The sequence below is a fragment of the Pseudonocardia sp. Cha107L01 genome, assembly GCF_052566575.1.
On the sequence record NZ_CP199579.1, the window covers coordinates 6,582,705 to 6,604,892 of the forward strand.

A 22,188-nucleotide genomic window follows, 5' to 3' on the forward strand; every position below is an offset into this window, starting at 1 on the left:
TGGTTATTCGCTGACATAACGTCCATAGTGCTGCGCCCGGGAGCCCTCCACAATGGGGCGATTCGTCGGCGCGGACGAGACAGCGGCAGCACTGGACGGAGCGTTATGAAACCCCCTCCCTTCCGTTACGTCCGGCCGAGCACGGTGGCCGAGGCCGTCGCGGCGTTGGCCGAGGGCGGCGCCAGGGTCCTCGCCGGTGGGCAGAGCCTGGTCCCCCTGATGAACCTGCGGCTGACCAGCCCGGAGACCCTGGTCGACATCAACCGGGTGGCGGGCCTCGACCTGATCGCCGAGCGGGACGGCTACGTGGTCGTAGGTGCCACCGCGCGCCAGGCCGATGCGCTCGGCTCCGCGCTGGTGCGGGACAGGGCTCCACTGGTCGCCGCGGCACTCAGGCAGGTGTCACACGTGCAGGTGCGCTCCCGGGGCACCGTGGTCGGCAACCTGGTCCACCACGACCCCGCATCCGAGCTCCCCGCTGTCGCGCTGGCGCTGGACGCCGAGTTCACCCTCGTCGGGCCGCACGGTGAGCGACGGGTGCGCGCGGCGGAGTTCTTCCTCGGTGAGTTCGCCACCGCCACGGCCGCCACCGAGCTGGTCACCGAGGTGCGCTTCCCGTGCGCGCCCCCGGGCACCGGCGCCGCGTTCCACGAGATCACCCGCAAGGCACGGGACTGGCCGCTGCTCGGGGCGGCCGCCCAGCTCACCGTGCACGACGGCGAGGTCGTGGACGCGCGCGTCGCCGTGTCCGGGATGAGCGGTGTGCCGGTGCGGCAGCACGACGTGGAAGCGGCACTCGCCGGCCGACCGGCCGCCACGTCGGCGATGCCCGCGGCCGCGGCACGGGCGCACGCGGACGTGTCCGCGCACGTCAACGCCCGGTCGGGCGCGGACTACCGCCGCCGGGTCCTGCCGGTGGTGGTGCGGCGCGCACTCGTCTCGGCACTGGACTCCGCACTGGACCCGGCCGCCGGCCACCGCGCGGCCGGCTCCGGTCGAGCGGCGCGGGTCGAGGAGGGAGCGGCATGACCGAACAACCTGGCGTGCCGGTGCACCTGGTGGTCAACGGGGTCGACCACCGCGCCGAGGTGGCGCCGCGGACGCTGTTGTCGGACTACCTGCGCGAGCAGCTGCGGCTGACCGGCACGCACCTGGGCTGCGCCCACGGCACCTGCGGCGCCTGCACCGTGCTGCTGGACGGTGCCCCGGTGCGCGCCTGCCTGCTGTTCGCCGCCCAGGCCGACGGCTGCGCCGTCACCACCATCGAGGGCATCTCCCCGGACGGCGAACTGACCGCGGTGCAGCAGGCCTTCCAGGACAACCACGGCATGCAGTGCGGCTTCTGCACACCGGGTTTTGTGGTGTCGCTGACCGCGCTGCTCACCGCCGACCCACATCCGACGGAGGACGAACTGGTGGACACCCTCGACGGGCACCTGTGCCGGTGCACCGGCTACCAGAACATCCTGCGGGCCGGGCGACAGGCGGCCGGGCTGGCCGAGGGCGGCTCCCGATGACCGTGACCCCGGCCCGCCCGAAGTACGTCGGCGGCGCGGTACTCCGCCGGGAGGACCCCCGGCTGCTCCTCGGCCGGGGGCGCTATGTCGCCGACATCGCACTGCCCGGCACGGTCAGCCTCGCGGTGCTGCGCTCCCCGGTGCCACACGCGCGGATCACCCGCATCGACACCTCCGCCGCGCTCGCCGCCGAAGGCGTGGTGGCCGTGCTGACCTTCGACGACATCCGGGCCGAGGTCACCCCGCTGCCCTGCATCGACGTCTACCCCGACAGCCGTCCCGCGCTGCAGACCGTGCTCGCTGACGGGGTGGTGCGTTACGTCGGCGAGCCGGTCGCCGCGCTGGTGGCCACCGACGACTATCTCGCCGAGGACGCGCTGGCCCTGATCGAGGTGGACTACCAGGAGCTGCCCGCGGTGGCCGACCTGGAGCGCGCGGTCGCCCCGGACGCCCCGCTGCTGTACCCAGAGTTCGGCGGCAACGTGGTCAACACGGTGCACCAGGACGTCGGCGACCCGGACGCGGCGTTCGCCACCGCCGAGCACGTCTACCAGGAGACGTTCACCGTGCACCGGTACGCGCCGGTGCCGATGGAGACCCGCGGTGTGGTCGCCGACGTCGACCCGCTGACCGACCGGCTGGTGCTGTACACCTCGACGCAGTTCCCGCACCTGGTCCGGCAGTTCCTGTCCGGGGTGCTGTCGGTGCCGGAGAGCGGGATCCGGGTGGTCGCCCCGGACGTCGGTGGCGGTTTCGGCGGCAAGTGCGAGTTCTATCCCGAGGAGGTCCTCGCGCCGCTGCTCACCCGTCGGCTGCGCCGCCCGGTCAAGTGGATCGAGGACCGCCGCGAGCACCTGGTCGCCGCCAGCCACGCCCGCGAGCAGCGGCACCGGGTGCGCGCCGCCGTCGCCGGGGACGGGACGGTCACCGCACTCGACGTGGAGTCCTGGACCAACAACGGGGCCGCGTTCTGCACCCTGGCCACCACCCCGGCGTCGATCTCCTCGGCGATGACGCGCGGCCCCTACCGGATCCCGCACTACCGGGCGAGGGCACACACCGTGGTCTCCAACAAGACCCCGCTGGCGGTGTACCGGGGCGCCGGTCACCCGCAGGCCGCGCTGGTCATGGAGCGGATGATGGACATCATCGCGGCCGACCTCGGCGTGGACCGGGTGGAGCTGCGGCTGCGCAACATGCTGGGCCCCGCCGAGCTGCCCAGCGACCGGGGCACCGACATCGTGCTCGCCGGGCACGTCGTCTACGACACCGGCGACTACCCGGAGTCGCTGCGCCGGGCCGCCGACCTGATCGGGTACGGCGACCTCGAGGCCGAGCGGCGGGCGGCGCTGGACCGGGGCCGTCGCCTCGGCGTCGGGTTCTGCTGCTTCGTGGAGGAGACCGCGATCGGTCCGTACGAGTCCGCGGTGGTCCGGGTGGATGGCGCCGGCAAGGTGACCGTGCTGACCGGCTCCTCGCCGCACGGCCAGGGTCACGTGACCACGTTCAGCCAGCTGGTCGCCGACGAGCTGGACATCGACATCGCGGACGTGACCGTGCTGCACGGGGACACCGACGTGGTGACCGAGGGCGTCGGTACGTTCGCCTCGCGCAGCGGCGCGATCGGGGGCGCCGCCGCCCGGCGGGCCGCCGAGGCGGTCAAGCACAAGGCACTGGCCATCGCCGGGCACCTGCTGGAGATCGACCCGGCGGACCTGGAGTGGCACGACGGGGCGGCCCGCGCCCTGGGCAGCCCGGACACCTCCATGTCACTGGGCCAGATCGCCACCGCCGCGACGCCGTGGAACCCGCCGCTCCCCAACGGCATGGACTGGAACCTCACCGCCACCCACCAGCACCAGGTCCCCGGCATCGCGTTCTCCAACGCCACCCACGCCGCCAAGGTCGAGGTCGACCCGGAAACCGGGCAGGTGCGGGTCCTGGACTACGTGGTGGTGCACGACTGCGGCACCGTGATCAACCCGATGATCGTGGAGGGCCAGGTGCACGGCGGTGTCGCCCAGGGCCTCGGCGGCACCTTCTTCGAGGAGCTGGTGTACGACGAGCAGGCCCGGCCGAAGACGCGGACCCTGCACGACTACCTGATGCCGACCGTCAGCGACATGCCGTGGATCCGCACCTCGCACATGGAGTCCCCGACACCACTCAACCCGTACGGGATCAAGGGGGCCGGCGAGGGCGGGGCATCCGGCTCCCCCGGTGCTCTGGTCAATGCACTGGCCGACGCGCTCGGCGTGACCCTGTGCTCGGACGGCCCGTGGACCCCGGAGCGGGTCCTCGAACTGCTCCCGGAGAACCCGTGACGGCCGAGGTCCTGCTGGCCGGCGCGACGGTGGTCACCATGGACCCCCAGCGGCGGATCCTGCGGCCGGGTGCGGTGGCGTTCTCCCCGGACAGTGGTGCGCTGCTGTCGGTCGGCCCGGACGCCGAGGTGCGAGCCGCCCACCCGGACGCGGACGTCGTCGACTGCACGGGCTCGCTGGTGCTGCCCGGCTTCGTGAACACCCACACCCACCTGTTCCAGACCCTGCTCAAGGGGCTCGGCGACGACCGGGTGCTGTCCGACTGGTTCACCGCGATGACCGGGCCCAGCGCTGTCGAGCTCACCGAGCGGGACAGCTACGCGGCCGCCCTGCACGGCTGCGCCGAGGCATTGACCACCGGCACCACCACCCTGCTGGACTTCATGTACGTCCATCCCCGACCCGGGCTGGCGGACGCGGTGGCCAGGGCGATGACCGACATCGGCATCCGGGGTGTGGTGGCCAGGGGCTACGCCACGGCCGGAGCCGACGTCGGCGTCCCGGAGCCGCTGATCGAGCCGCTGGACGTCGCACTGGCCGACGCCGGGCGGCTCATCGGCGAGTGGAACCGCCCCGGTTCCCGGGTGACGGCGGGGCTGGCGCCGTGCATGAGCTGGTCGGTGGACGAGCCGACGCTGCGGGAGACCCGCGCACTGGCCGACGATGCCGGTGCGCTGGTCACCATGCACGTGTCCGAGTCGGACTTCGACGTGACCGAGTCGCTGCGCCGGTTCGGCGTCCGGGACGTACCGCTGCTGGACCGGACCGGGCTGCTCGGTCCCGACCTGCTCGCGGTGCACTGCGTGCAGTGCGACGACACCGACATCGCCCTGCTGGCCGCCAGCGGCACCGCCGTGTCGCACAACCCGTGCAGCAACCTCTACCTGGGCTCCGGCTTCGCCCCGATACCGGCCATGCTGCGTAGCGGCGTCACCGTCGGCCTCGCCTCCGACGGACCGGCGAGCAGCAGCAACCACAGCATGCTCCAGGCGCTCAAGTTCGCCGCGCTGCTGCACAAGGGGGTGCACCGGGACCCGGAGATCCTCACCGCCGAGGAAGCGCTGGAGATGGCGACCGTGGGCGGTGCCGCCGCACTGGGCATGAGCGACCGGATCGGTTCACTGGAACCGGGCAAGCGGGCCGACGTGGTGGTACTGGACATGTCGAACCTGTGCCTGACCCCGGTGCACCAACCGGTGTCCGCGCTGGTCTACTCCGGGCGCGGCGACGAGGTCGACCGGGTCTACGTGGACGGTGCGCTGGTCGTCGCCGACGGACACCTGGTGACCATGGACGAGACCCGGATCCGCGCGCACAGCGCCGAGGCGGCCAGCGCGCTCACCGTGCGGGCCGGCACCTCGGGATTCGCCCACCGACCCTGGCGCTCCCGCATCCGGTAACCCTCATGTGACGTCGACCGGGTCGCCGTCATCCAGGCCACCTCGGCAGACGGCAGCGCCTTGGCGGGTGGCCTCGACCCAACCGCCGGCCCGCTCGCACTGGTGCACGCTCACCGTCGGTCGGAACCGCCGGATGTCCGGGACACCGGCCGGCGAGCCGGCCGAGGGGAGAGCAAAACCCACCACGAGCGCGGTGGCCGCGAGGGTGATTCCCTTGGCAACGCCGTTCATCCCACACATCATGAGCGCTCCCGACTGACCACTCCTCCGCACGGACCCGACGAACTGTTCAACGACCGCCGGCGCAGGCGGTTGCGACGGTGACCGCGCGATCGGCTGAGACGAGCTATGGCTTGACGGCTCGGAGATCCTCTAGGGTATACACCGATCCGGGAGGACACTGGCCGTGAACTCCGAACATCGTTCGACGCCGAACGACGACCGGGCCCCGCTGCTGCAGGTGCGGGGCGTCGTCAAGACCTTTCCCGGGGTCCGCGCGCTGGAGGACATGCACCTCGAGCTGCGGCACGGCGAGGTGCTCGCCCTGGTCGGGGAGAACGGCGCGGGCAAGTCGACGCTGATGAAGTTGCTCTCCGGCATCTACCGACCGGACGCCGGGCAGTTCTTCCGGGATGGCGCGCCGCTGGAGATCACCGATCCCCGGCACGCCCAGGACCAGGGCATCAGCATCATCCACCAGGAGTTCAACCTGATGCCCGACCTCACGGTCGCGCAGAACATCTTCATCGGCCGCGAGCCTCGCGGCGGGCGGTTCCTGCTCAGTGAACGCGCGCTCAACGCGCGGGCCGAGGAACTGATCGGTCGGCTGCACCTGCCGCTGCGGCCCCGGCAGGTCGTCGGCGGCCTGACGGTGGCCAAGCAGCAGATGGTCGAGATCGCCAAGGCGCTCTCCTACGACGCCAAGGTCCTGATCATGGACGAGCCGACGGCGGCGCTGAACGACGCCGAGGTGAGCGTCCTGCACGAGCTGATCCGGCGGTTCCTGCGTCCCGACACCGGGGTCATCTACATCTCGCACCGGATGGACGAGCTCAAGGCCATCTCGGACCGCATCACGGTGATCCGGGACGGTCACTACGTGGACACCCTGGACACCGCGAGCACGTCGATCAGCAAGGTCATCGCACTGATGGTCGGCCGCGAGATCACCGGCGAAGCCAGACCGGTGGGCGTGCGCACCGACCGCGAGACGGTGCTCACGGTCTCCGGGCTACGCACCAAGACGCTGCTCAAGGACGTGAGCTTCGAGCTCGAGAAGGGCGAGATCCTCGGCTTCGCCGGGTTGATGGGCGCCGGGCGGACCGAGGTCGCCCGGGCACTGGTCGGCGCCGACCCGATCGAGTCCGGCACCATCAGCGTGCACGGCCGGCCGGTCACGATCAAGACGCCGGCGGACGCGGCGAAGCACCGCATCGGTTACCTGTCCGAGGACCGGAAACAGCTGGGCCTGCTGCTGGAGCAGGACGTCACCGCCAACATCGGGCTCAGCGCGCTGCGCGAGCGGTTCCAGTCCTTCGGCTTCGTCAAGAACCGCGCGATGCGCGCCACGGCCGCCGAGCTCGTCGACTCACTGCGGATCAAGACACCGTCGATCTCGCAGACCGCGAAGAACCTCTCCGGCGGCAACCAGCAGAAGGTCGTGATCGCCAAGTGGCTGGTCAAGGACTGCGACATCCTGATCTTCGACGAGCCGACAAGGGGCATCGACGTCGGTGCCAAGGAGGAGATCTACAAGCTGCTCAACGAGCTCGCCCAGCGCGGCAAGTCGATCATCATGATCTCCTCGGAGCTGCCCGAGGTGCTCCGGATGTCGCACCGCATCGTGGTGATGAGCGAGGGCCGTATCGTCGGCCAGCTCGCCGCCGGCGAGGCCGACCAGGAACGGGTCATGCACTACGCGACGCTGCGACCGGATGAGAACCCGGCGGACGCCGCCGAGCTCGGCCTGGTCGAGCCCGGGGGTACCGACCCGGCGATGACAGTGGGAGAGAAATGACCGCGTCGACCGCCGACCTGGCGCAACGGGGCGCTGCGAGCGGCGTGCGCGGCACGCTGCGGGACCGGCTGCAGCAGTTCCTCGCCTTCGCCAGCCTCATCGTCATCTTCGTGTTCTTCGCCGTGGTCAGTCCGGACTTCCTGAACTACGGCAACGTCACCGCGATCCTGTTCTCCACGGTCGTGATCGGCACGCTGGCGCTCGGCACCACCTTTGTGATCATCACCGGCGGGATCGACCTGTCGCTCGGCACCGGGATGGCGCTGTGCGCGGTCATCTCCGGTGTGCTGATCGTGAACAGCCGGCTGCCGATGCCGCTGGGGGTGCTCGGCGCGGTGCTGTTCGGCGGGGTCATCGGGCTGGTCAACGGGATCAACGTGGCGGTGCTGAAGCTGCCGCCGTTCATCGCGACGCTGGCCATGATGCTGGTCGCGCAGGGACTGGCGCTGGTGATCTCGGGCAGTGCCCCGATCTACTTCAACGACTCCCCCAACTACAGCAAGATCTCCACCGGCAGCATCATCCCGGGCACGAACTTCCCCAACGCGGTGCTCATCTTCGCCGTGCTGGCGGTGGCCGCCGGTGTGCTGCTGAACAAGACCGTCCTCGGCCGCTACACCTACTCGATCGGGAGCAACGAGGAAGCGACGGCGTTGTCCGGGATCAACGTCCGGGGCTGGAAGCTGATCATCTACACGCTGGCCGGCCTGTTCACCGGCCTGGCCGGCGTACTGATCTCGGCCCGGCTCGGCTCCGCCCAGCCGGCCACCGGGGTGGGCTACGAGCTGCAGGCGATCGCCGCGGTCGTGATCGGCGGCACCTCGCTGTCCGGCGGCAAGGGCTCGATCGTCGGCACCGTGATCGGCGCGCTCATCATCTCGGTGCTCAACAACGGGCTGCAGATCATGTCGATACCGCAGGAGTGGCAGAACGTGATCCTCGGCTGCGTGATCCTGGTGGCGGTGTACGCGGACATGGCCAGGAAGCGCGCCAGCGTGTCGTGACGGACAACGGTGCCACCAGCATCATGTGACGGCTTCATCGAGCCACAACGGAGTGGAGATTCAGATGCAGTTTCGGCGATTCGGAACGTTGATCACGGCGGCCGCGATGGCGGTCGCCCTCAGCGCCTGCGGCTCCTCCTCGAGCAACTCCGGTGCTGGCGGTGGATCCGCCGGCGGGGGCGGTGCGCCGAGCATCGCCATCGTGTCCAAGGGCTTCCAGCACCAGTTCTGGCAGGCCGTGAAGAAGGGCGCCGAGCAGGAGGCGCAGAAAGAGGGCGCCACAATCACCTTCGTCGGCCCGCCCACCGAGCAGGACGTCGAGCAGCAGCTCACCATGCTGACCAACGCGCTGAACCGCAAGCCGGCCGCGATCGGCTTCGCGGCGCTGGACTCGCGCTCCGCCGCGCCGTTGCTGCAGCAGGCCCAGAGCGAGAAGATCCCGGTGATCGCCTTCGACTCCGGCGTGGACAGCGACATCCCGGTGACCACGGCCGCGACCGACAACAAGGCGGCCGCCGCCGAGGCGGCCAAGCACCTGGCCGCGGCGATCGGTGGCACCGGCCAGGTGGCGATGGTGGTGCACGACCAGACGAGCCGCTCGGGCATCGACCGCCGCGACGGGTTCATCGAGTGGATGAAGGCCAACGCGCCGGGCATCCAACTGCTGCCCCCGCAGTACGGCGGCGGTGACCAGGCCAAGTCCGCCGACATCACCAAGTCGATCATCTCGGCCAACCCGGGCCTCAAGGGCATCTACGGATCCAACGAAGGCTCGGCGACCGGGGTCATCAAGGGCGTCCAGGAGAGCGGCAAGACCGGCCTGGCGATCGTCGGCTTCGACTCCGGCAAGGCCCAGATCGACGCGATCCAGAGTGGCGCCATGCTCGGCGCGATCACCCAGAACCCGATCGGCATCGGCGAGCAGGTCGTGGCCAGCGCAATGAAGGCGATCAAGGGCCAGAGCCTGCCGAAGGTCATCGATACCGGCTTCTACTGGTACGACAAGACCAACATCAGCGACCCCAAGATTGCGGCGGTGCTGTACCAGTAGCCAGGTCAGCGGTGTGCCCGGTCGCTTCCGTCGCCGGAGCACGGGCCGTTGAAGGCGAGCAGCAGCGGCACCCGGCCGCTGGTGTCGATCCGGCACACCGCGGCGTCGGTCAGGAACATCCGCCAGCCCACCTCGTGGCCGACGCCCAGCGCCCAGGTGATCGCTGCCTTGATCGGGGAGACGTGGCTGACCACCACCACGTCCGCGCTCGCGGCCTCGTCAGCCAGCTCGAGGCAGGCCTCACGCACCCGGGCACAGACCGCCGCGAGAGACTCACCGCCCGCGGGCACGAAGTCCGGGTCCTGCCGCCAGGTCCGCCACGACGTCTCGTCCAGCGCCGACGCGGGCCTGCCGTCCAGGTCGCCGTAGTCCATCTCGATCCACCGCGCGTCCACCTCGACGCCCTCGACGTCCGTGGTGCCGGGCGGCGCGCCGGCAAGCAGGGCGGCGGTCTGCCGCGCGCGCGTCAGCGGGCTGGACACGATGCGTTCCGCGCGCGGAAGTGCCGCGGCCAGGGCACATGCCTGGCGGTACCCGGTCTCGTTCAGCGGCGGATCGGCCCGGCCCAACAGCAGTCCGCGCGCGTTGGCGTCCGTCTGGCCATGCCGCACGAGGATCAGCACCCCGCCACCCTAGCCTCCGGCCGCGGGGCTGGGCACCGGCTGATCGGGCGCCGCAGCAGCAACACGCCGACGCCGGGAAGGCACGCGATCAGGCTGAGCACCCCGTACACCACGGCGGTGCTGAGCCCCTGCGTCGCGCCGAACCCCACTGCCCCGAACGCCGCGGTGCTGACGGCCTCCCGGGGTCCCCAGCCGCCGATGTTGAGCGGCAGTCCCATCGCGAACAGCGCCAGCACCAGCAGCGGGAGCAGCTCGCCGAGCGTGGCCTGGGATCCGGCGGCCCGTGCGGCGACCACGAAGAGCGCGAGGTACCCGGCCAGCGCTGCCGCGGACAGCAGGACCACCGCCGGCCAGGTGCCGAGGGACAGCACGCCGGCGCGGACGTCCGCGAGGCCCGCCCGCACCGCGTCCCGGAGCCGTGACGCGCGGCCGCCGCGCACCGCCGCGGCCCCGAGCGCGAGGACAACGGCGAGGACGACGGCGAGCACGGTGAGCGTCCCGACGGTGACCCCCCGGCCGGAGGTCAACCCGCCGACCGCGGCCGCGAGCAGGGTCGGGTGGGCGGCGAGCACCCCCACCCCGACGACGATCAGGACCACCTGGCCCGCGAGCCGTTCGAGCACCACCGCGCGGACGCCGCGACCGACGTCCCCTGCCTGCCGGCCGTGGCTCACCGCCCGGTGCACGTCGCCGAGTACCCCCGCCGGCAGCACCGAGTTGAGCAGCAGCGCCCGGTAGCAGTCCGCTACCGCCGTCGCCAGCGGCAACCGCAGGCCCAGACCGCGCGCAACGAGGCACCACCGCCAGGCGCTGAACACCGTGGTCAGCAGGCCGATACCGAGCGCGGCGAGCACCGCCCCGGGCCCGATCGCCCGCAGGCCGCCGACCACGGCGCCGGTGCCGAGGCGCACCGCGAGCGCGGCCAGGATGCCGACGCCGAGCAACACCCGCAGCCAGGGCCAGAGCCGGCGCATCACGACGCACCCCCCGGGAGCGCGAGCACGTCGACGTGGCCGACCACGACCCGCAGCTCCCCGGCCGAGCTGGCGTCGAGCCTGCGGCGCAGGTAGCCGCCCGCGTGCCGCTCGAGGTCCGGTTGCTGCGCGCACGCGGCGCCGATCCAGCCCCGCAGCCACTCCTGCGCCAGCTCGGCCCGCTCGGCACCGAGAGACCACGGGCTTGGCCGGCTGTGCACCGCCACCCCGCGCCGGGCGAACGCGTCGACGGCGGCGGCGCCGGCGTCCGGGCCGAGCAGGCGCCTGCCGCCCGTGTTCCGCCGTTGGTGGGAGTCGAAGGCGGCCGCGAACGCGACATCCAGCGGATCGGCGGGGGCGATCTCGACGCACCCGATCACCGTCAGGGTCAGCAGCGCGGCGCAGCCGGCCCGCACACAGGCGGCGGCGAGCCCGTCGACCTCCTCGGCGGTGAGCAGGTCCAGCACGGCGGACGCGGTGACCAGCGACGTCCCGGCGAGGTCCGCGGCGCGCAGGCTGGTGAGGTCGCCCTCGCAGGTTCGCGCGGTGACCGGAGACCCGTCGGCGGCCGCGCCCGGCAGGCCCGCGACCGCGCGGGCGAGTAGGCCGGGGTCGCGGTCGTGCAGGATCCAGCGCTGCGGGCCGGGCAGCCGGCCGGCGAGCCAGCGTCCCATCGAGCCGGTGCCGCAGCCGAGGTCCCTGATCACCGCCGGAGCACCGGGCCGGGCACCGGCCGTCAGGTGGGCGCGGAGCCGCTCGACCAGCTCGGGTGACCGGGCCGAGGCGTCGGCGCCTTCGCGCAGCGCGAGCCAGTCCGGTGCGCAGACCGGCGACCCGGGCACGCTCAGCCTGGCGTCCCAGGCAGCTGTTCCAGCACTCCGGCCAGGCATCGTGACGTCACCTCCCACCCGTCCAGGGTGCCGCGCCGTGCTCGGGCGGCACGGCGCAGGCGATCCCGCGGCGCCGGCCCGCCGAACCAGTGGCGCAGGGCCGCGGCGAGTGCCGGGACGTCGTCCGGGGGCACCAGGATCCCCGGTACGGCGCCGTCCGGGTCGTGGCCGAGGGTCTCCGGTACCCCGCCGACGGCCGCCGCGAGCACCGGGATCCCCCGGGCCAGTGCCTCGGTCACGACCATCCCGTAGGACTCGACGCGGGACGGCAGGACCAGGAGGTCGGCCTCGGCGTAGGACGTGGCGAGCCGCGTGCCGGTCCTGGGGCCGGTCAGCCGCACCCGGTCGCCGAGCCCGTGGCGCTCGATGGTGCGCCGGACCGCGGCCACCTGCGCGGGATCGCGGCGCAGCGGCCCGACGAGGTCGCAGCTCCACGGCAGGTCGGCCACGGCGGCGAGTGCCTCGACGAGCAGGTCCTGCCCCTTGGTCGGGGTGACCGACCCGACGCACAGCAGGCGGCTCACGCCGTCCGTGCCCGGTGCGAGCGGCGCGTGATCGACGCCCGGGGTGGCGACGTGGATCCGGTCGGGGTCGAGCCCGTGCTCCGCGGCGAGCCGGCGCGCCGCCCAGGGGCTGGTGGCCACCACCGCGCTCGCGGCGCGCAGGGTCTCCCGCTCGAGGGCGGCCAGCGCCGCCGCGGCCGACGGGGCCGCGCCCACCTCGTCGCCGAGGGGCAGGTGCACCAGAACGACCAGCGTCAGCCGGCGCGCCTGTGGGACGACGACGTCCGGGACGCCACAGGCCACCAGCCCGTCGAGGAGCACGACGGCGCCGTCGGGCAGGGCCGAGAGGGTGCGGGCCAGCGATGCGCGGGCAGCGGTGTCCGGCCGGGGCCAGCCTCCCGCGACCGCGACCTCGTGCACCGAACAGCCGGTGGCCGAAAGGCCGAGGCAGACCCGGCGGTCGTAGGCGTTGCCGCCGCTCGGCACCGCGACGTCGTCGATGTCAGCCGGCACCACGACATGCACCGAGCGGAGGCCGGTGCTGCTCACCGGACTCTCGCTCACAGTGTTGACGGCTCGCTGCGAGCCCGGCTCCGCTCCTCGCTCGCTGGCGCTCACTGCGATGCTCACCGGACTCTCGCTCACGGTGTTGACGGCTCGCTGCGAGCCCGGCTCCGCTCCTCGCTCGCTGGCGCTCACTGCGATGCTCACCGGACTCTCGCTCACGGTGTTGACGGCTCGCTGCGAGCCCGGCTCCGCTCCTCGCTCGCTGGCGCTCGCTGCGATGCTCACCGGACTCTCGCTCACAGGGAGCGCTCGTAGGTCGCCCAGGCGACGTGGGACTCGTGCAGCGCGACGGTGATCCCGGCCAGGTCGCGGGCCCCCGCGCCCAGCGCGCCCGCGTGCACCTTGTCGGCGAGCCGGTCGGCGATGACCTTGGCGAGGAACTCCGTGGACGTGTTGACGCCGGCGAACGCCGGCTCGTCGTCGAGGTTGCGGTAGTTGAGGTCGGCCAGCACGGCACCGAGCTCCTGGGTGGCCAACCCGATGTCGACGACGATGCCGTCGGCGTCGAGGTCGGCACGGCGGAACGACGCGTCCACCACGTACGTGGCGCCGTGCAGCCGCTGCGCCGGACCGAAGACCTCGCCCCGGAAACTGTGCGCGATCATGACGTGATCGCGGACGGTGATGCTGAACAAGACCGATCCTCCCGACGGGTTGCTACCTGCTCAATAGACGACTGCTCAATAGACGACACGGACACACAGGGCCGAAAGTTCACCGCCGGCGAGACGAGGCATCAGCCGGGGCAGGTCCTCGAACGGGCTCTCGTCCGTGACCAGCGCGTCGAACACGGGGTCGGCGAGCAGGCGCAGTGCCAGTGCCAGCCGGTCGCCGAAGCTGCGACGCCCCCGCCGCGCCGGTGCCACCGCGCCCACCTGGCTGCTGCGCACCACCAGGCGGCGGGAGTGGAAGGACTCGCCGAGCGGCACCCGCACCCGGCGGTCGCCGTACCAGCTCAGCTCGATGACCTCGCCCTCGTCGCCGAGCAGCTCGAGGGATCGAGCGAGGCCCGCCTCCGTGGCGCTCGCGTGCACCACCAGGTCGCACTCCCCCGCCGCCTGCTCGGGCGCCGCGAACCCCACGCCGAGCGCCTTGGCGACGACCGCGCGCGCGGGGTCGACGTCGACCAGCTCGACGCGGACACCGGGAAAGCGGGCGAGCACCGCGGCGACGCTGCAGCCGACCATCCCGGCCCCGACCACGGCGATCCGGTCGCCGACCAACGGCGCGGCATCCCACAGCGCGTTCACCGCGGTCTCCACGGTCCCGGCGAGCACCGCGCGCTCCGGCGGCACGTCGTCGGGAATCGGCGTCACGGCGGCGGCCGGCACCACATAGCGCGTCTGGTGGGGATAGAGGCAGAAGACCGCGCGGCCGAGCAGCGCCGGTGGGCCGTGCTCGACCACCCCCACGTTGAGATAGCCGTACTTGACCGGGCCGGGGAACTCGCCGTCCTGGAAGGGCGCCCGCATCGCCGTGAACTGGCTCTCCGGCACGCCGCCGCCGAAGACGAGGGTCTCGGTACCGCGGCTGACCCCCGAGTAGAGCGTGCGGACCTCCACGTCGTCCGGGCCGGGCCCGGGCAGGGCGACCGGCCGGATCTCGCCCTCGCCCGGAGCGCGGAGCCAGAAGGCCCGCGCGATGCGCTCCACGTCATTTCTCCAATCCGCGGTGAACCCCAGCCGCGTCGAATCCGTGCTGAGTGAGATGGACAGAGCCTGGATGACGACCGTAGTCCGGCCGAGGGCAACCCAGCAGCAGACCGCCGGGACAAGCCGCGGCGGTTGGCGCAAGATCGCGGCCGGGGTGACGACCGCGGGCGCCGGCCTGCTCGTGTTCCTCGCCCTCATCGCACCGCAAACGGTCGGTCAGCTGACTCCCGGCGCGCTCCTGCGCATCCCGGTGGAGGGACTCCTCGGCGTCGTCCTCGTTCTCGTCCTGCCGACCGGGGCGAGGCGGGCGGTGGCGACGCTCGGCGGCGTTGTCCTCGGTCTGCTGACCATCCTGAAGATCCTCGACTACGGTTTCGGAGCGGTGCTCGCCCGCCCGTTCGACCCGGTGCTCGACTGGACCCTGACCGGCGACGCCGCGGCGTTCCTCACTGCCTCCCTCGGCCGGGCGGGCGCGATCGGCACCGGGTTCGCGGTGGTGTGCCTGGTCGCCTGCGTGCTCGTGGTCATGACCCGGTCGGTACTGCGCCTGACCCGACTCGTCGCCCGGCACCGAAGGGCGGCGATCCGGGCCGTGGCGGTGCTCGCGCCCGTCTGGGTCGCCTGCGCCGTGCTCGGCTCGCAGATCGTCACCCCGGTGCCCGTCGCCGCCAGGAGCCTGGCGTCCCTCGCCTACTCCAAGGCCCGCCAGGTGCCGGTGAGCCTTCACGACGAGCAGGTGTTCGCCCGCCAGGCCTCGGTCGACGCCTTCCGCGACACCCCGGGCGATCAGCTGCTGACCGGACTGCGCGGCAAGGACGTCCTCTTCACCTTTGTCGAGAGCTACGGGCGCGACGCGGTGCAGGACCCCGAGTTCGCGCCGAAGGTCGGTGCGGTGCTCGACGACGGGAACCGCCGGCTGAGCGCGGCCGGGTACGCCTCCCGGAGCGCCTTCCTGACCTCACCGGTGGCCGGCGGCGGCAGCTGGCTGGCCCACGCCACGTTCCTGTCCGGCCTGTGGATCGACACCATCCAGCGCGACCGCACCCTGGTCTCCAGCGACCGCCTGACCCTCACCGGCGCCTTCCGGCGGGCGAACTGGCGGACGGTCAGCGTCATGCCGAACACCGGTGGGGCCTGGCCGGAGGGCAAGTTCTACGGCTACGACCAGGTCTACGAGTTCGAGAACTTCCCCTACCGCGGCCCCAAGTTCGGCTGGTCCACCATGCCCGACCAGTACGCCCTGTCGGCCTTCGACCGCACCGAGATGGCCAGGCCCGGCCGCGGCCCGTTGCTGGCGGAGCTCGTCCTCACCTCCAGCCACATGCCTTGGACCCCCCTCCCCCGGATGATCAACTGGGCCGACGTCGGGGACGGCTCGGTCTACGGCCCGATGGCCGAGGAGGGCGAATCCGAGGGCGCTGTGTGGCGAGACCGGGCCAAGGTGCGCACCCAGTACGAGCGTTCCATCGAGTACTCGCTGAACAGCCTCATCTCCTACGTGGAAACCCACGGCAGCGACAATCTGGTGCTGGTCTTCCTCGGCGACCACCAGCCGGCCCCGATCGTCACCGGCGAGGGTGCCAGCCGGGACGTCCCGATCACGATCGTCGCCCGCGACCGGGCCGTCCTGGACCGGATCTCCGGGTGGGGCTGGCAGGACGGTCTGAAACCGGGCCCGAACGCCCCGGTCTGGCGAATGGACGCCTTCCGCGACCGGTTCCTGACCGCCTTCGGATCCCAGCCCGAGCCCGCCGCCGCATCGAGGTAGCCGTGCGCGACCGCCCTCGCCCGGAGCGCGGAGCCAGCGGCCGGCGCGGTGCGACCTCCGTCATGTCTCCCGCTCGCGGTGAACCGCAACCGCGTCGAATCCGTGCTGAGAACCGTGTATAGAGACTCCATGATGACCGTGATGGCCACGGCCCTGCCGAGGGCCGAGCAGCAGCAGGCGGTCGGTGCGGGCGTCCAGGTCGTCCTGCTCGCCGCGCTGTCGGCCGGCGCCGACCTCGGCCCGGTGGGCTGGCTGGCCGGGATCGGGTACACCCTGGGCCTGTGGGCTCTGCTGGCCGCCGCCGTCTGGCGAGCCGGGGTCACCACGCTCGGACCGGCCGACCTCGTCACGCTGGTGCGGGCAGTGCTCGTCGGGGGCGTCGCCGCGCTCGTCACGGAGGCGCTCTGGGACGGCGCCACCCCCGTCGCACAGCCCGTCGTCGCGGCCCTCGTCGGCACGGCCACGGTGGCGCTGGTCCTCGACGCGGTGGACGGCCAGGTCGCCCGGCGCAGCGGGACGGCGTCCGCGCTGGGCGCCCGCTTCGACATGGAGGTCGACGCGTTCCTCCTCCTCGTGCTGAGCGTCCACGTCGCCGCGCTGCTGGGCCCGTGGGTGCTGGCCATCGGCGCCATGCGCTACGCCTTCGTCGCGGCCGGCTGGATCGCACCGTGGCTGGGGTCGGCGCTGCCGACGAGGTACTCCGCCAAGGTCGTTGCCGCGGTGCAGGGGATCGTCCTCGTGGTGGCCGCCAGCGAGGTCCTGCCGCGCCCGATCGCGGTCGCGGTGGTGTCGACGGCGCTGGCCCTGCTGGTCTGGTCCTTCGGCCACGACGTGGTATGGCTGTGGCGCAACGCCCGCCCTCGACGGTCCGCGGCAGGCCCGATGACAGCCTCGGCGGCAACCCCGATGGTCCGGCCACAGCCGTGACCGCACGTCGTGTCGCGGCGCGGGTGGCCACCGCCCTGGCCGGCCTGCTCGTGCTCGTCGCCCTCATCGCCCCGAACGGCACCGCCCACCTCACGCCCGGCGCGTTCGTGCGCATCCCGATCGAGGGACTCCTCGGCGTCGCCCTCCTTCTCCTCCTGCCGGCGAGGTCGAGGCGGGTGGCAGCGGTGCTGGCCGGGGTCGCCCTCGGGCTGCTGACCATCCTGAAGATCTTCGACATGGGCTTCGCCGCGGTGCTCGCCCGGCCGTTCGACCCGGTGATCGACTGGGTCCTGCTCGGAGCCGCGGTGGGGTTCGTCAAAGCCTCGTTCGGCCAGCTCGGCGCGATCGGCTCCGTCGCCGCCGCCGCGGTTCTCGCCGCCGCCGTGCTGCTCCTGGTGACGCTGTCGGTGCTGCGCCTGACCCAGCTCGTGGTGCGGCGCAGAACCATCGCGACCCGGGCCGTCGCCGCACTCGGAGTCGTCTGGGTCTGCTGCGCCCTGCTCGGCGCGCAGATCGTCCCGGGCGTGCCGGTCGCTGCCGGGAGCGCGGCCGGCCTCGCCTACGACCATGCGCTCCAGATGCGCGCGGACCTGCGGGACCGGAAGGCGTTCGCCGCGCAGCTCGCTGTCGACCCCTTCCGGAACACCCCGGACGACAAGCTGCTGACCGCCCTGCGCGGCAAGGACGTCGTCCTCACCTTCATCGAGAGCTACGGGCGCAGCGCGATCCAGGACCCAGAGTTCGCGCCCCAGGTCGACGCCCTGCTCGCGGACGGGGACCGCCGGCTGGCCGCGGCCGGGTTCGCCGCGCGGAGCGCCTTCCTCACCTCGCCCACCTCGGGCGGCGGCAGCTGGCTGGCCCACTCCACGTTGCTGTCCGGCCTCTGGATCGACAACCAGCAGCGCTACCGCGACCTCGAAGCGAGCGACCGGCTGACCCTCACCAGCGCATTCAGGCGCGCGAGCTGGCGGACGGTCGGGGTCATGCCGGGCGTTACCTCGGACTGGCCGGAGGCCGCGTTCTACGGCTACGACAAGCTCTACGCATCCTGGGACCTCGGATACCGCGGTCCCCGGTTCAGCTTTGCCACCATGCCGGACCAGTACACCCTGCTGGCCTTCCAACGCGACGAGCGCGAGATACCGAAGCACCCCCCGCTGATGGCCCAGATCGTGCTCATGTCGAGCCACGCGCCGTGGTCGCCCCTGCCCCGGCCGGTCAGCTGGGCCGACGTCGGTGACGGCTCGATCTACGACTCCATGTCCGGCGAGAACGCCGAACCGCAGGCCATCCTGACGAGAGACCCGACCCGGGTGCGCACCGACTACCGCACTTCGATCGAGTACTCGCTGGACAGCCTCATCTCCTATGTCGAGACCTACGGCGGCGACAACCTCGTGCTCGTCTTCCTCGGCGACCACCAGCCCGCCCCGATCGTCGTCGGCGACGGCGCCAGCCGGGACGTACCGATCACGATCGTGGCCCACGACCGAGCCGTTCTGGACCGGGTCAGCGGGTGGGGCTGGCAGAATGGACTGAAGCCCGGACCACAGGCCCCGGTCTGGCGGATGGACGCATTCCGCGACCGGTTCCTGACTACCTTCGGACCGTAGGCCGTAGGTCGTTGTGCCCAGCTGTCAGCGCATCGCTCCAGGTGACCGAGGCGCACTCTGTAACACGCCTCTCGGTTGCCGCGATCCAAATAGTGCTGAGGGAGAGCCACTATGGATCTGATCGCGCGGGCGGCGTCCATGACTGTGCATGCCGCGTCGCCCTCGTCGTGGGGCGCGTCGAGAGTCAACCATGCCGCGAAGGCGGTCCGTCAGCGAAATCCGTCGGACTACCTCGAGCCGATTCTGGCCGTGTTCATCGGCGCGATCGTGCTGTCGGTGGTGCTCGGCTGGTCCCCCATCGCCTCCCTCGTGATTGTGTCGGCCCTCGTTGCGGTGCCGGCCGTGAAGGCGTGGCGCGCAAAGGCCGCGAAACAGCGTGCCATCGCCAGGCAGGCGCCGAAGGCGGCGTTCAACCTCGGAAACGTGCTCATGGAGCTCGGTCAGGTGGCGGGTGCCCGGGCGGCCTATCAGCGGGCCATCAACTCCGGCCACCCGGAGTGGGCCCCGAAAGCGGCGCTCAACCTGGGGATCCTGCTCACCGAGCACCGGGACGTGACGGGTGCCCAGGCGGCCTATCAGTGGGCCGCCAACTCCGGCGACACCGAGCAGGCGCCGAAGGCGGCGTACAACCTCGGGAACCTGCTCAACGCGCGGGGCGACGTGGCGGGCGCTCAGGCGAGCTACCAGCGGGCCGTCAACCTCGGCGACCTGGAGTGGGGGCCGAGGGCGGCGCTCAACCTGGGGGTCATGCTCAAGAGGCAGGGCGATCTGGTCGGTGCCCGGGCGGCGTTCCACTGGGCCATGGGCTCCGGTCACGCCGAGGCGGCGCCGAGGGCGGCGGTCAACCTGGGAATCACTCTCACCCAGCTCGGGCTGGTCGCGGCCGCCGGTGCGGCCTATCAGCGCGGCGTCGACTCCGGTCACGCTGAGCAGGCACCGAAGGCCGCCTTCAACCTCGGGGTCCTGCTCGCCGGCCAGGGCAATGTGATCGGCGCCCGAACGGCGTATCAGTGGGCCGTCGACTCGGGCCACGCCGAGTGGGCGCCGAAGGCGGTGCTCAACCTGGGGGTCCTGCTCAACGGGCAGGGTGATGTGGTTGGCGCCCGCGCGGCATTCCGTCAGGCCATCGACTCCGGCCACACCGAGGCCGCGGCGACAGCGGTGAACAACCTGGCCACCCTGTTCCGACACGGCATCTCCCGGCATCAAGCCGGCAAGATGGGCAGATGACCGCAGCGGTGCCTGCCGGAAGGCCATGGGCTCGTTGTACGCGGCGCTGGCACCCCCCATTTGTGCCAGCGCCTACAGCCTCCGTTGTCCGGACGACAGCACCGCTGTTGTGTCACTGTCTCCCGGCCACCCGTCCGCGTATTCCGCACGTTGACGGGTGGTCAGCATCTGGGATAGGTGTATCGCCGGCATAAGCAAGCCTTTTCCGGAAAGTTAAAACAAAGCTGTTCTTAGATTGCAAGAAGGCATGATGGCCCCACGTCGGGCGACATGGCGGTGCTGTCTCTGACTGAGGGTCAAATTATAGCGATGCTTTAATGATTCTGGATACGAAACTTCGGGGAAGTGTGGTCCGCCGTACGTCCAGCTAGGTGGCCACCGGGACCTGTGGGACTCGACGACGCGGTCCGGCCCGCACACCGCCGGCCGCGCCGTGCTCGCCCGACTCGGAGTGGCGCTCACTCGAAACGAAGCGCCTCGATGGGCTCCAGCCGCGCCGCTCGCCAGGCCGGGTAGCCCCCGGCCAGCAGCCCGATGGCCACACTGATCCCGAACGCGACCGCGATGGGGGTGATGGACAGCACCGGGCTGAACGAGCTCAGGAAGCCACCGCCGGCGCCGAGGCTCGCGAGCACCTCCTTGAGCGCCACGATCAGCCCGACACTCAAGCCGACGCCGATCAGCCCACCCAACCCGGCCAGGGTGATCGCCTCCAGGACGAACTGGGACAGGATCGCCGAGTCGCTCGCGCCGATGGCCTTGCGGGTACCGATCTCGCGGGTCCGGTCGGTCACCGACACGAGCATGATGTTGAGTACGCCGATGCCACCGACCAGCAGCGAGACGGCCGCGACCGCCGGGACGGCGCCGGTGATCAGCTGGATCAGCCCGGTGAAGGTGGCCAGCCGAGATCCGAGGTCCTGCGCCTGGAAGTCGTCGAAATCGGGGTTGGTGATGTGGTGTTGTTCGCGCAGGACCTCGATGATCTGGGCCTTGGCGGCCGCCACCTGAGCCGTTGAGGTGGCCTTGACCGTGAGCGAGCTGAGCTCGTTACCCCCGATGCCGTTGCCGAACACGCCCGACCGGGCGGCCTTGACCGGCATGATGATGACGTTGTCGCTGGCCGCGCCGTAGGACTGCATCACCCCGATGACCTTGAACAGGGCATGGTCGAGACGCAGTGTCCGACCGATCGCCGCCTGTGGGCTCGGCCCGTACAGCGCGGTCGCCACCAGAGGTCCCAGGACCGCGACCTTGGCCCCGGACTTGTCCTGCGCCTCGGTGAAGAACGATCCGTAGGCCAGCTTCTTCTGCTGCGCGGAGAGGTAGTTGAAGCTGGTTCCGGTGACCGACCCGGACAGGTACTGCGCCCCCGGGGTGGACGCCGTCACGGCCTTGGACACCTGGCCGGCGGCTCCGACGGTCGATCCGGTCACCGACGGCACCATGTCGGCCACCAGCGGCAGTTTCGCGATCGCCGCCATGTCGTCGTCGGTGAGCGGCTTGGCCGACGGGCCCCCCGGGATCGGCGACACCTTCGGCACGATGGTGATGCTGTTCGCGATCGGTTCGACCGCGGCGTTGACCGAGGCCGTCAGGCCTTGACCGAGCGAGGTGAGCAGGATGACCGCGGCGACGCCGATGATCAGCCCGAGCATGGTCAGGCCGGAGCGCAGCTTGTGCGACCGCAGACCGCGCAGGGCGATCGAGATAATGTCTCGCACAATCATGCGCGGGCTGTCCCTCGCGAAATAGGGCTCTGGAGGCGCACTGCGAGTTCCGCCACGCCGAATTGCGCAAAGCCGGCGGCTCCGTCAAGCTCGGTCATTGTCCCTAACCTCGGCACCCTCTAGATCCTCATCCTACTGATTCGAGCCGGCCACGGCGGCGCTCTTACCACCATCCCAGCCGATGCTGCAAACAGTCTGGATGAAACCTGTAAAGAACCTGAAAGGGAACGATTCCGGGGCGGTTCCAGGGAAAACACTAGTTCGGTCACTCGCACCCGCGACGAACCTCAAGGATGCGGCCGAATTTGACGGACGTCCAGCGGGTCACCGCACCGGGGCGTTCGCTGACCTCAGGTCGCATCGGGGTCGCCGCGGCTTGTGACGCGGGAGAGGTCGGG

19 protein-coding genes are annotated in these 22,188 nt (G+C 71.5%); 11 read left to right on the forward strand and 8 right to left on the reverse strand.

From position 1 onward, the window contains the following. The first annotated feature begins 105 nt into the window (after nt 1-105). Genes ACTXG6_RS31020 through ACTXG6_RS31035 form a run of 4 tightly spaced genes read left to right on the forward strand, consistent with a single transcriptional unit; the run spans nt 106 to nt 5,241 of the window. The gene (locus tag ACTXG6_RS31020) at nt 106-1,029 is read left to right on the forward strand and encodes an FAD binding domain-containing protein (protein WP_445182952.1); all 924 of its coding nucleotides are present in this window, start codon (nt 106-108) and stop codon (nt 1,027-1,029) included. Next, nucleotides 1,026-1,517: a (2Fe-2S)-binding protein gene (locus tag ACTXG6_RS31025; RefSeq protein WP_445182953.1), complete on the forward strand. Its 492-nt coding sequence runs from the start codon at nt 1,026-1,028 to the stop codon at nt 1,515-1,517. The genes ACTXG6_RS31020 and ACTXG6_RS31025 overlap by 4 nt, the downstream gene beginning before the upstream one ends. After that, nucleotides 1,514-3,841 (forward strand): xanthine dehydrogenase family protein molybdopterin-binding subunit, encoded by a 2,328-nt coding sequence (locus ACTXG6_RS31030; protein WP_445182954.1) that lies wholly within the window; start codon nt 1,514-1,516, stop codon nt 3,839-3,841. The genes ACTXG6_RS31025 and ACTXG6_RS31030 overlap by 4 nt, the downstream gene beginning before the upstream one ends. Further along, nucleotides 3,838-5,241: an amidohydrolase family protein gene (locus ACTXG6_RS31035; RefSeq protein ID WP_445182955.1), complete on the forward strand. Its 1,404-nt coding sequence runs from the start codon at nt 3,838-3,840 to the stop codon at nt 5,239-5,241. The genes ACTXG6_RS31030 and ACTXG6_RS31035 overlap by 4 nt, the downstream gene beginning before the upstream one ends. Nucleotides 5,242-5,244: 3 nt before the next feature. Here the strand turns inward: ACTXG6_RS31035 and ACTXG6_RS31040 are convergent, their stop codons facing one another. After that, on the reverse strand, nt 5,245-5,472 hold the full coding sequence (locus ACTXG6_RS31040) for a hypothetical protein (protein ID WP_445182956.1): 228 nt from the start codon (nt 5,470-5,472) through the stop codon (nt 5,245-5,247). A 175-nt stretch (nt 5,473-5,647) separates the two neighbouring features. Between ACTXG6_RS31040 and ACTXG6_RS31045 the strand changes: the two genes are divergently transcribed. The 3 genes from ACTXG6_RS31045 to ACTXG6_RS31055 all read left to right on the forward strand — a co-directional run bounded on the left by ACTXG6_RS31045 (nt 5,648) and on the right by ACTXG6_RS31055 (nt 9,313). Then, the gene (locus tag ACTXG6_RS31045) at nt 5,648-7,258 is read left to right on the forward strand and encodes a sugar ABC transporter ATP-binding protein (protein WP_445182957.1); all 1,611 of its coding nucleotides are present in this window, start codon (nt 5,648-5,650) and stop codon (nt 7,256-7,258) included. Further along, on the forward strand, nt 7,255-8,262 hold the full coding sequence (locus ACTXG6_RS31050) for an ABC transporter permease (protein ID WP_445182958.1): 1,008 nt from the start codon (nt 7,255-7,257) through the stop codon (nt 8,260-8,262). Before ACTXG6_RS31045 ends, ACTXG6_RS31050 begins: the two co-directional genes overlap by 4 nt. A gap of 64 nt (nt 8,263-8,326) precedes the next feature. Next, the gene (locus ACTXG6_RS31055) at nt 8,327-9,313 is read left to right on the forward strand and encodes an ABC transporter substrate-binding protein (protein ID WP_445182959.1); all 987 of its coding nucleotides are present in this window, start codon (nt 8,327-8,329) and stop codon (nt 9,311-9,313) included. Nucleotides 9,314-9,318: 5 nt separating this feature from the next. Here the strand turns inward: ACTXG6_RS31055 and ACTXG6_RS31060 are convergent, their stop codons facing one another. The 6 genes from ACTXG6_RS31060 to ACTXG6_RS31085 form a co-directional block, all read right to left on the reverse strand. Further along, nucleotides 9,319-9,936 (reverse strand): histidine phosphatase family protein, encoded by a 618-nt coding sequence (locus tag ACTXG6_RS31060; protein WP_445182960.1) that lies wholly within the window; start codon nt 9,934-9,936, stop codon nt 9,319-9,321. Then, complete coding sequence (locus tag ACTXG6_RS31065) at nt 9,930-10,910, reverse strand: lysylphosphatidylglycerol synthase transmembrane domain-containing protein (protein WP_445182961.1); 981 nt, start codon at nt 10,908-10,910, stop codon at nt 9,930-9,932. The genes ACTXG6_RS31060 and ACTXG6_RS31065 overlap by 7 nt, the downstream gene beginning before the upstream one ends. Further along, nucleotides 10,910-11,800 (reverse strand): class I SAM-dependent methyltransferase, encoded by an 891-nt coding sequence (locus ACTXG6_RS31070; protein WP_445182962.1) that lies wholly within the window; start codon nt 11,798-11,800, stop codon nt 10,910-10,912. The genes ACTXG6_RS31065 and ACTXG6_RS31070 overlap by 1 nt, the downstream gene beginning before the upstream one ends. Further along, entirely contained in the window at nt 11,755-12,852 is a 1,098-nt protein-coding gene (locus tag ACTXG6_RS31075; protein ID WP_445182963.1) for a glycosyltransferase family 4 protein, read from the reverse strand. The genes ACTXG6_RS31070 and ACTXG6_RS31075 overlap by 46 nt, the downstream gene beginning before the upstream one ends. Nucleotides 12,853-13,106: 254 nt before the next feature. Continuing rightward, nucleotides 13,107-13,505, reverse strand: a complete 399-nt coding sequence (locus tag ACTXG6_RS31080) for a 6-pyruvoyl trahydropterin synthase family protein (RefSeq protein WP_445182964.1) — start codon at nt 13,503-13,505, stop codon at nt 13,107-13,109. 45 nt (nt 13,506-13,550) lie between these two features. Then, nucleotides 13,551-14,513 (reverse strand): zinc-dependent alcohol dehydrogenase, encoded by a 963-nt coding sequence (locus ACTXG6_RS31085; RefSeq protein WP_445190143.1) that lies wholly within the window; start codon nt 14,511-14,513, stop codon nt 13,551-13,553. 79 nt (nt 14,514-14,592) lie between these two features. Between ACTXG6_RS31085 and ACTXG6_RS31090 the strand changes: the two genes are divergently transcribed. The 4 genes from ACTXG6_RS31090 to ACTXG6_RS31105 all read left to right on the forward strand — a co-directional run bounded on the left by ACTXG6_RS31090 (nt 14,593) and on the right by ACTXG6_RS31105 (nt 20,060). Continuing rightward, on the forward strand, nt 14,593-16,290 hold the full coding sequence (locus tag ACTXG6_RS31090; RefSeq protein WP_445182965.1) for a sulfatase: 1,698 nt from the start codon (nt 14,593-14,595) through the stop codon (nt 16,288-16,290). A gap of 132 nt (nt 16,291-16,422) precedes the next feature. After that, complete coding sequence (locus ACTXG6_RS31095; RefSeq protein WP_445182966.1) at nt 16,423-17,217, forward strand: CDP-alcohol phosphatidyltransferase family protein; 795 nt, start codon at nt 16,423-16,425, stop codon at nt 17,215-17,217. Further along, nucleotides 17,214-18,830, forward strand: a complete 1,617-nt coding sequence (locus tag ACTXG6_RS31100) for a sulfatase (protein ID WP_445182967.1) — start codon at nt 17,214-17,216, stop codon at nt 18,828-18,830. The genes ACTXG6_RS31095 and ACTXG6_RS31100 overlap by 4 nt, the downstream gene beginning before the upstream one ends. 111 nt (nt 18,831-18,941) lie before the next feature. Next, nucleotides 18,942-20,060 (forward strand): tetratricopeptide repeat protein, encoded by a 1,119-nt coding sequence (locus tag ACTXG6_RS31105; protein WP_445182968.1) that lies wholly within the window; start codon nt 18,942-18,944, stop codon nt 20,058-20,060. Nucleotides 20,061-20,518: 458 nt separating this feature from the next. Here ACTXG6_RS31105 and ACTXG6_RS31110 read toward each other — a convergent pair whose 3' ends face one another. Continuing rightward, on the reverse strand, nt 20,519-21,790 hold the full coding sequence (locus tag ACTXG6_RS31110; RefSeq protein WP_445182969.1) for an ABC transporter permease: 1,272 nt from the start codon (nt 21,788-21,790) through the stop codon (nt 20,519-20,521). Nucleotides 21,791-22,188: the final 398 nt, after the last annotated feature.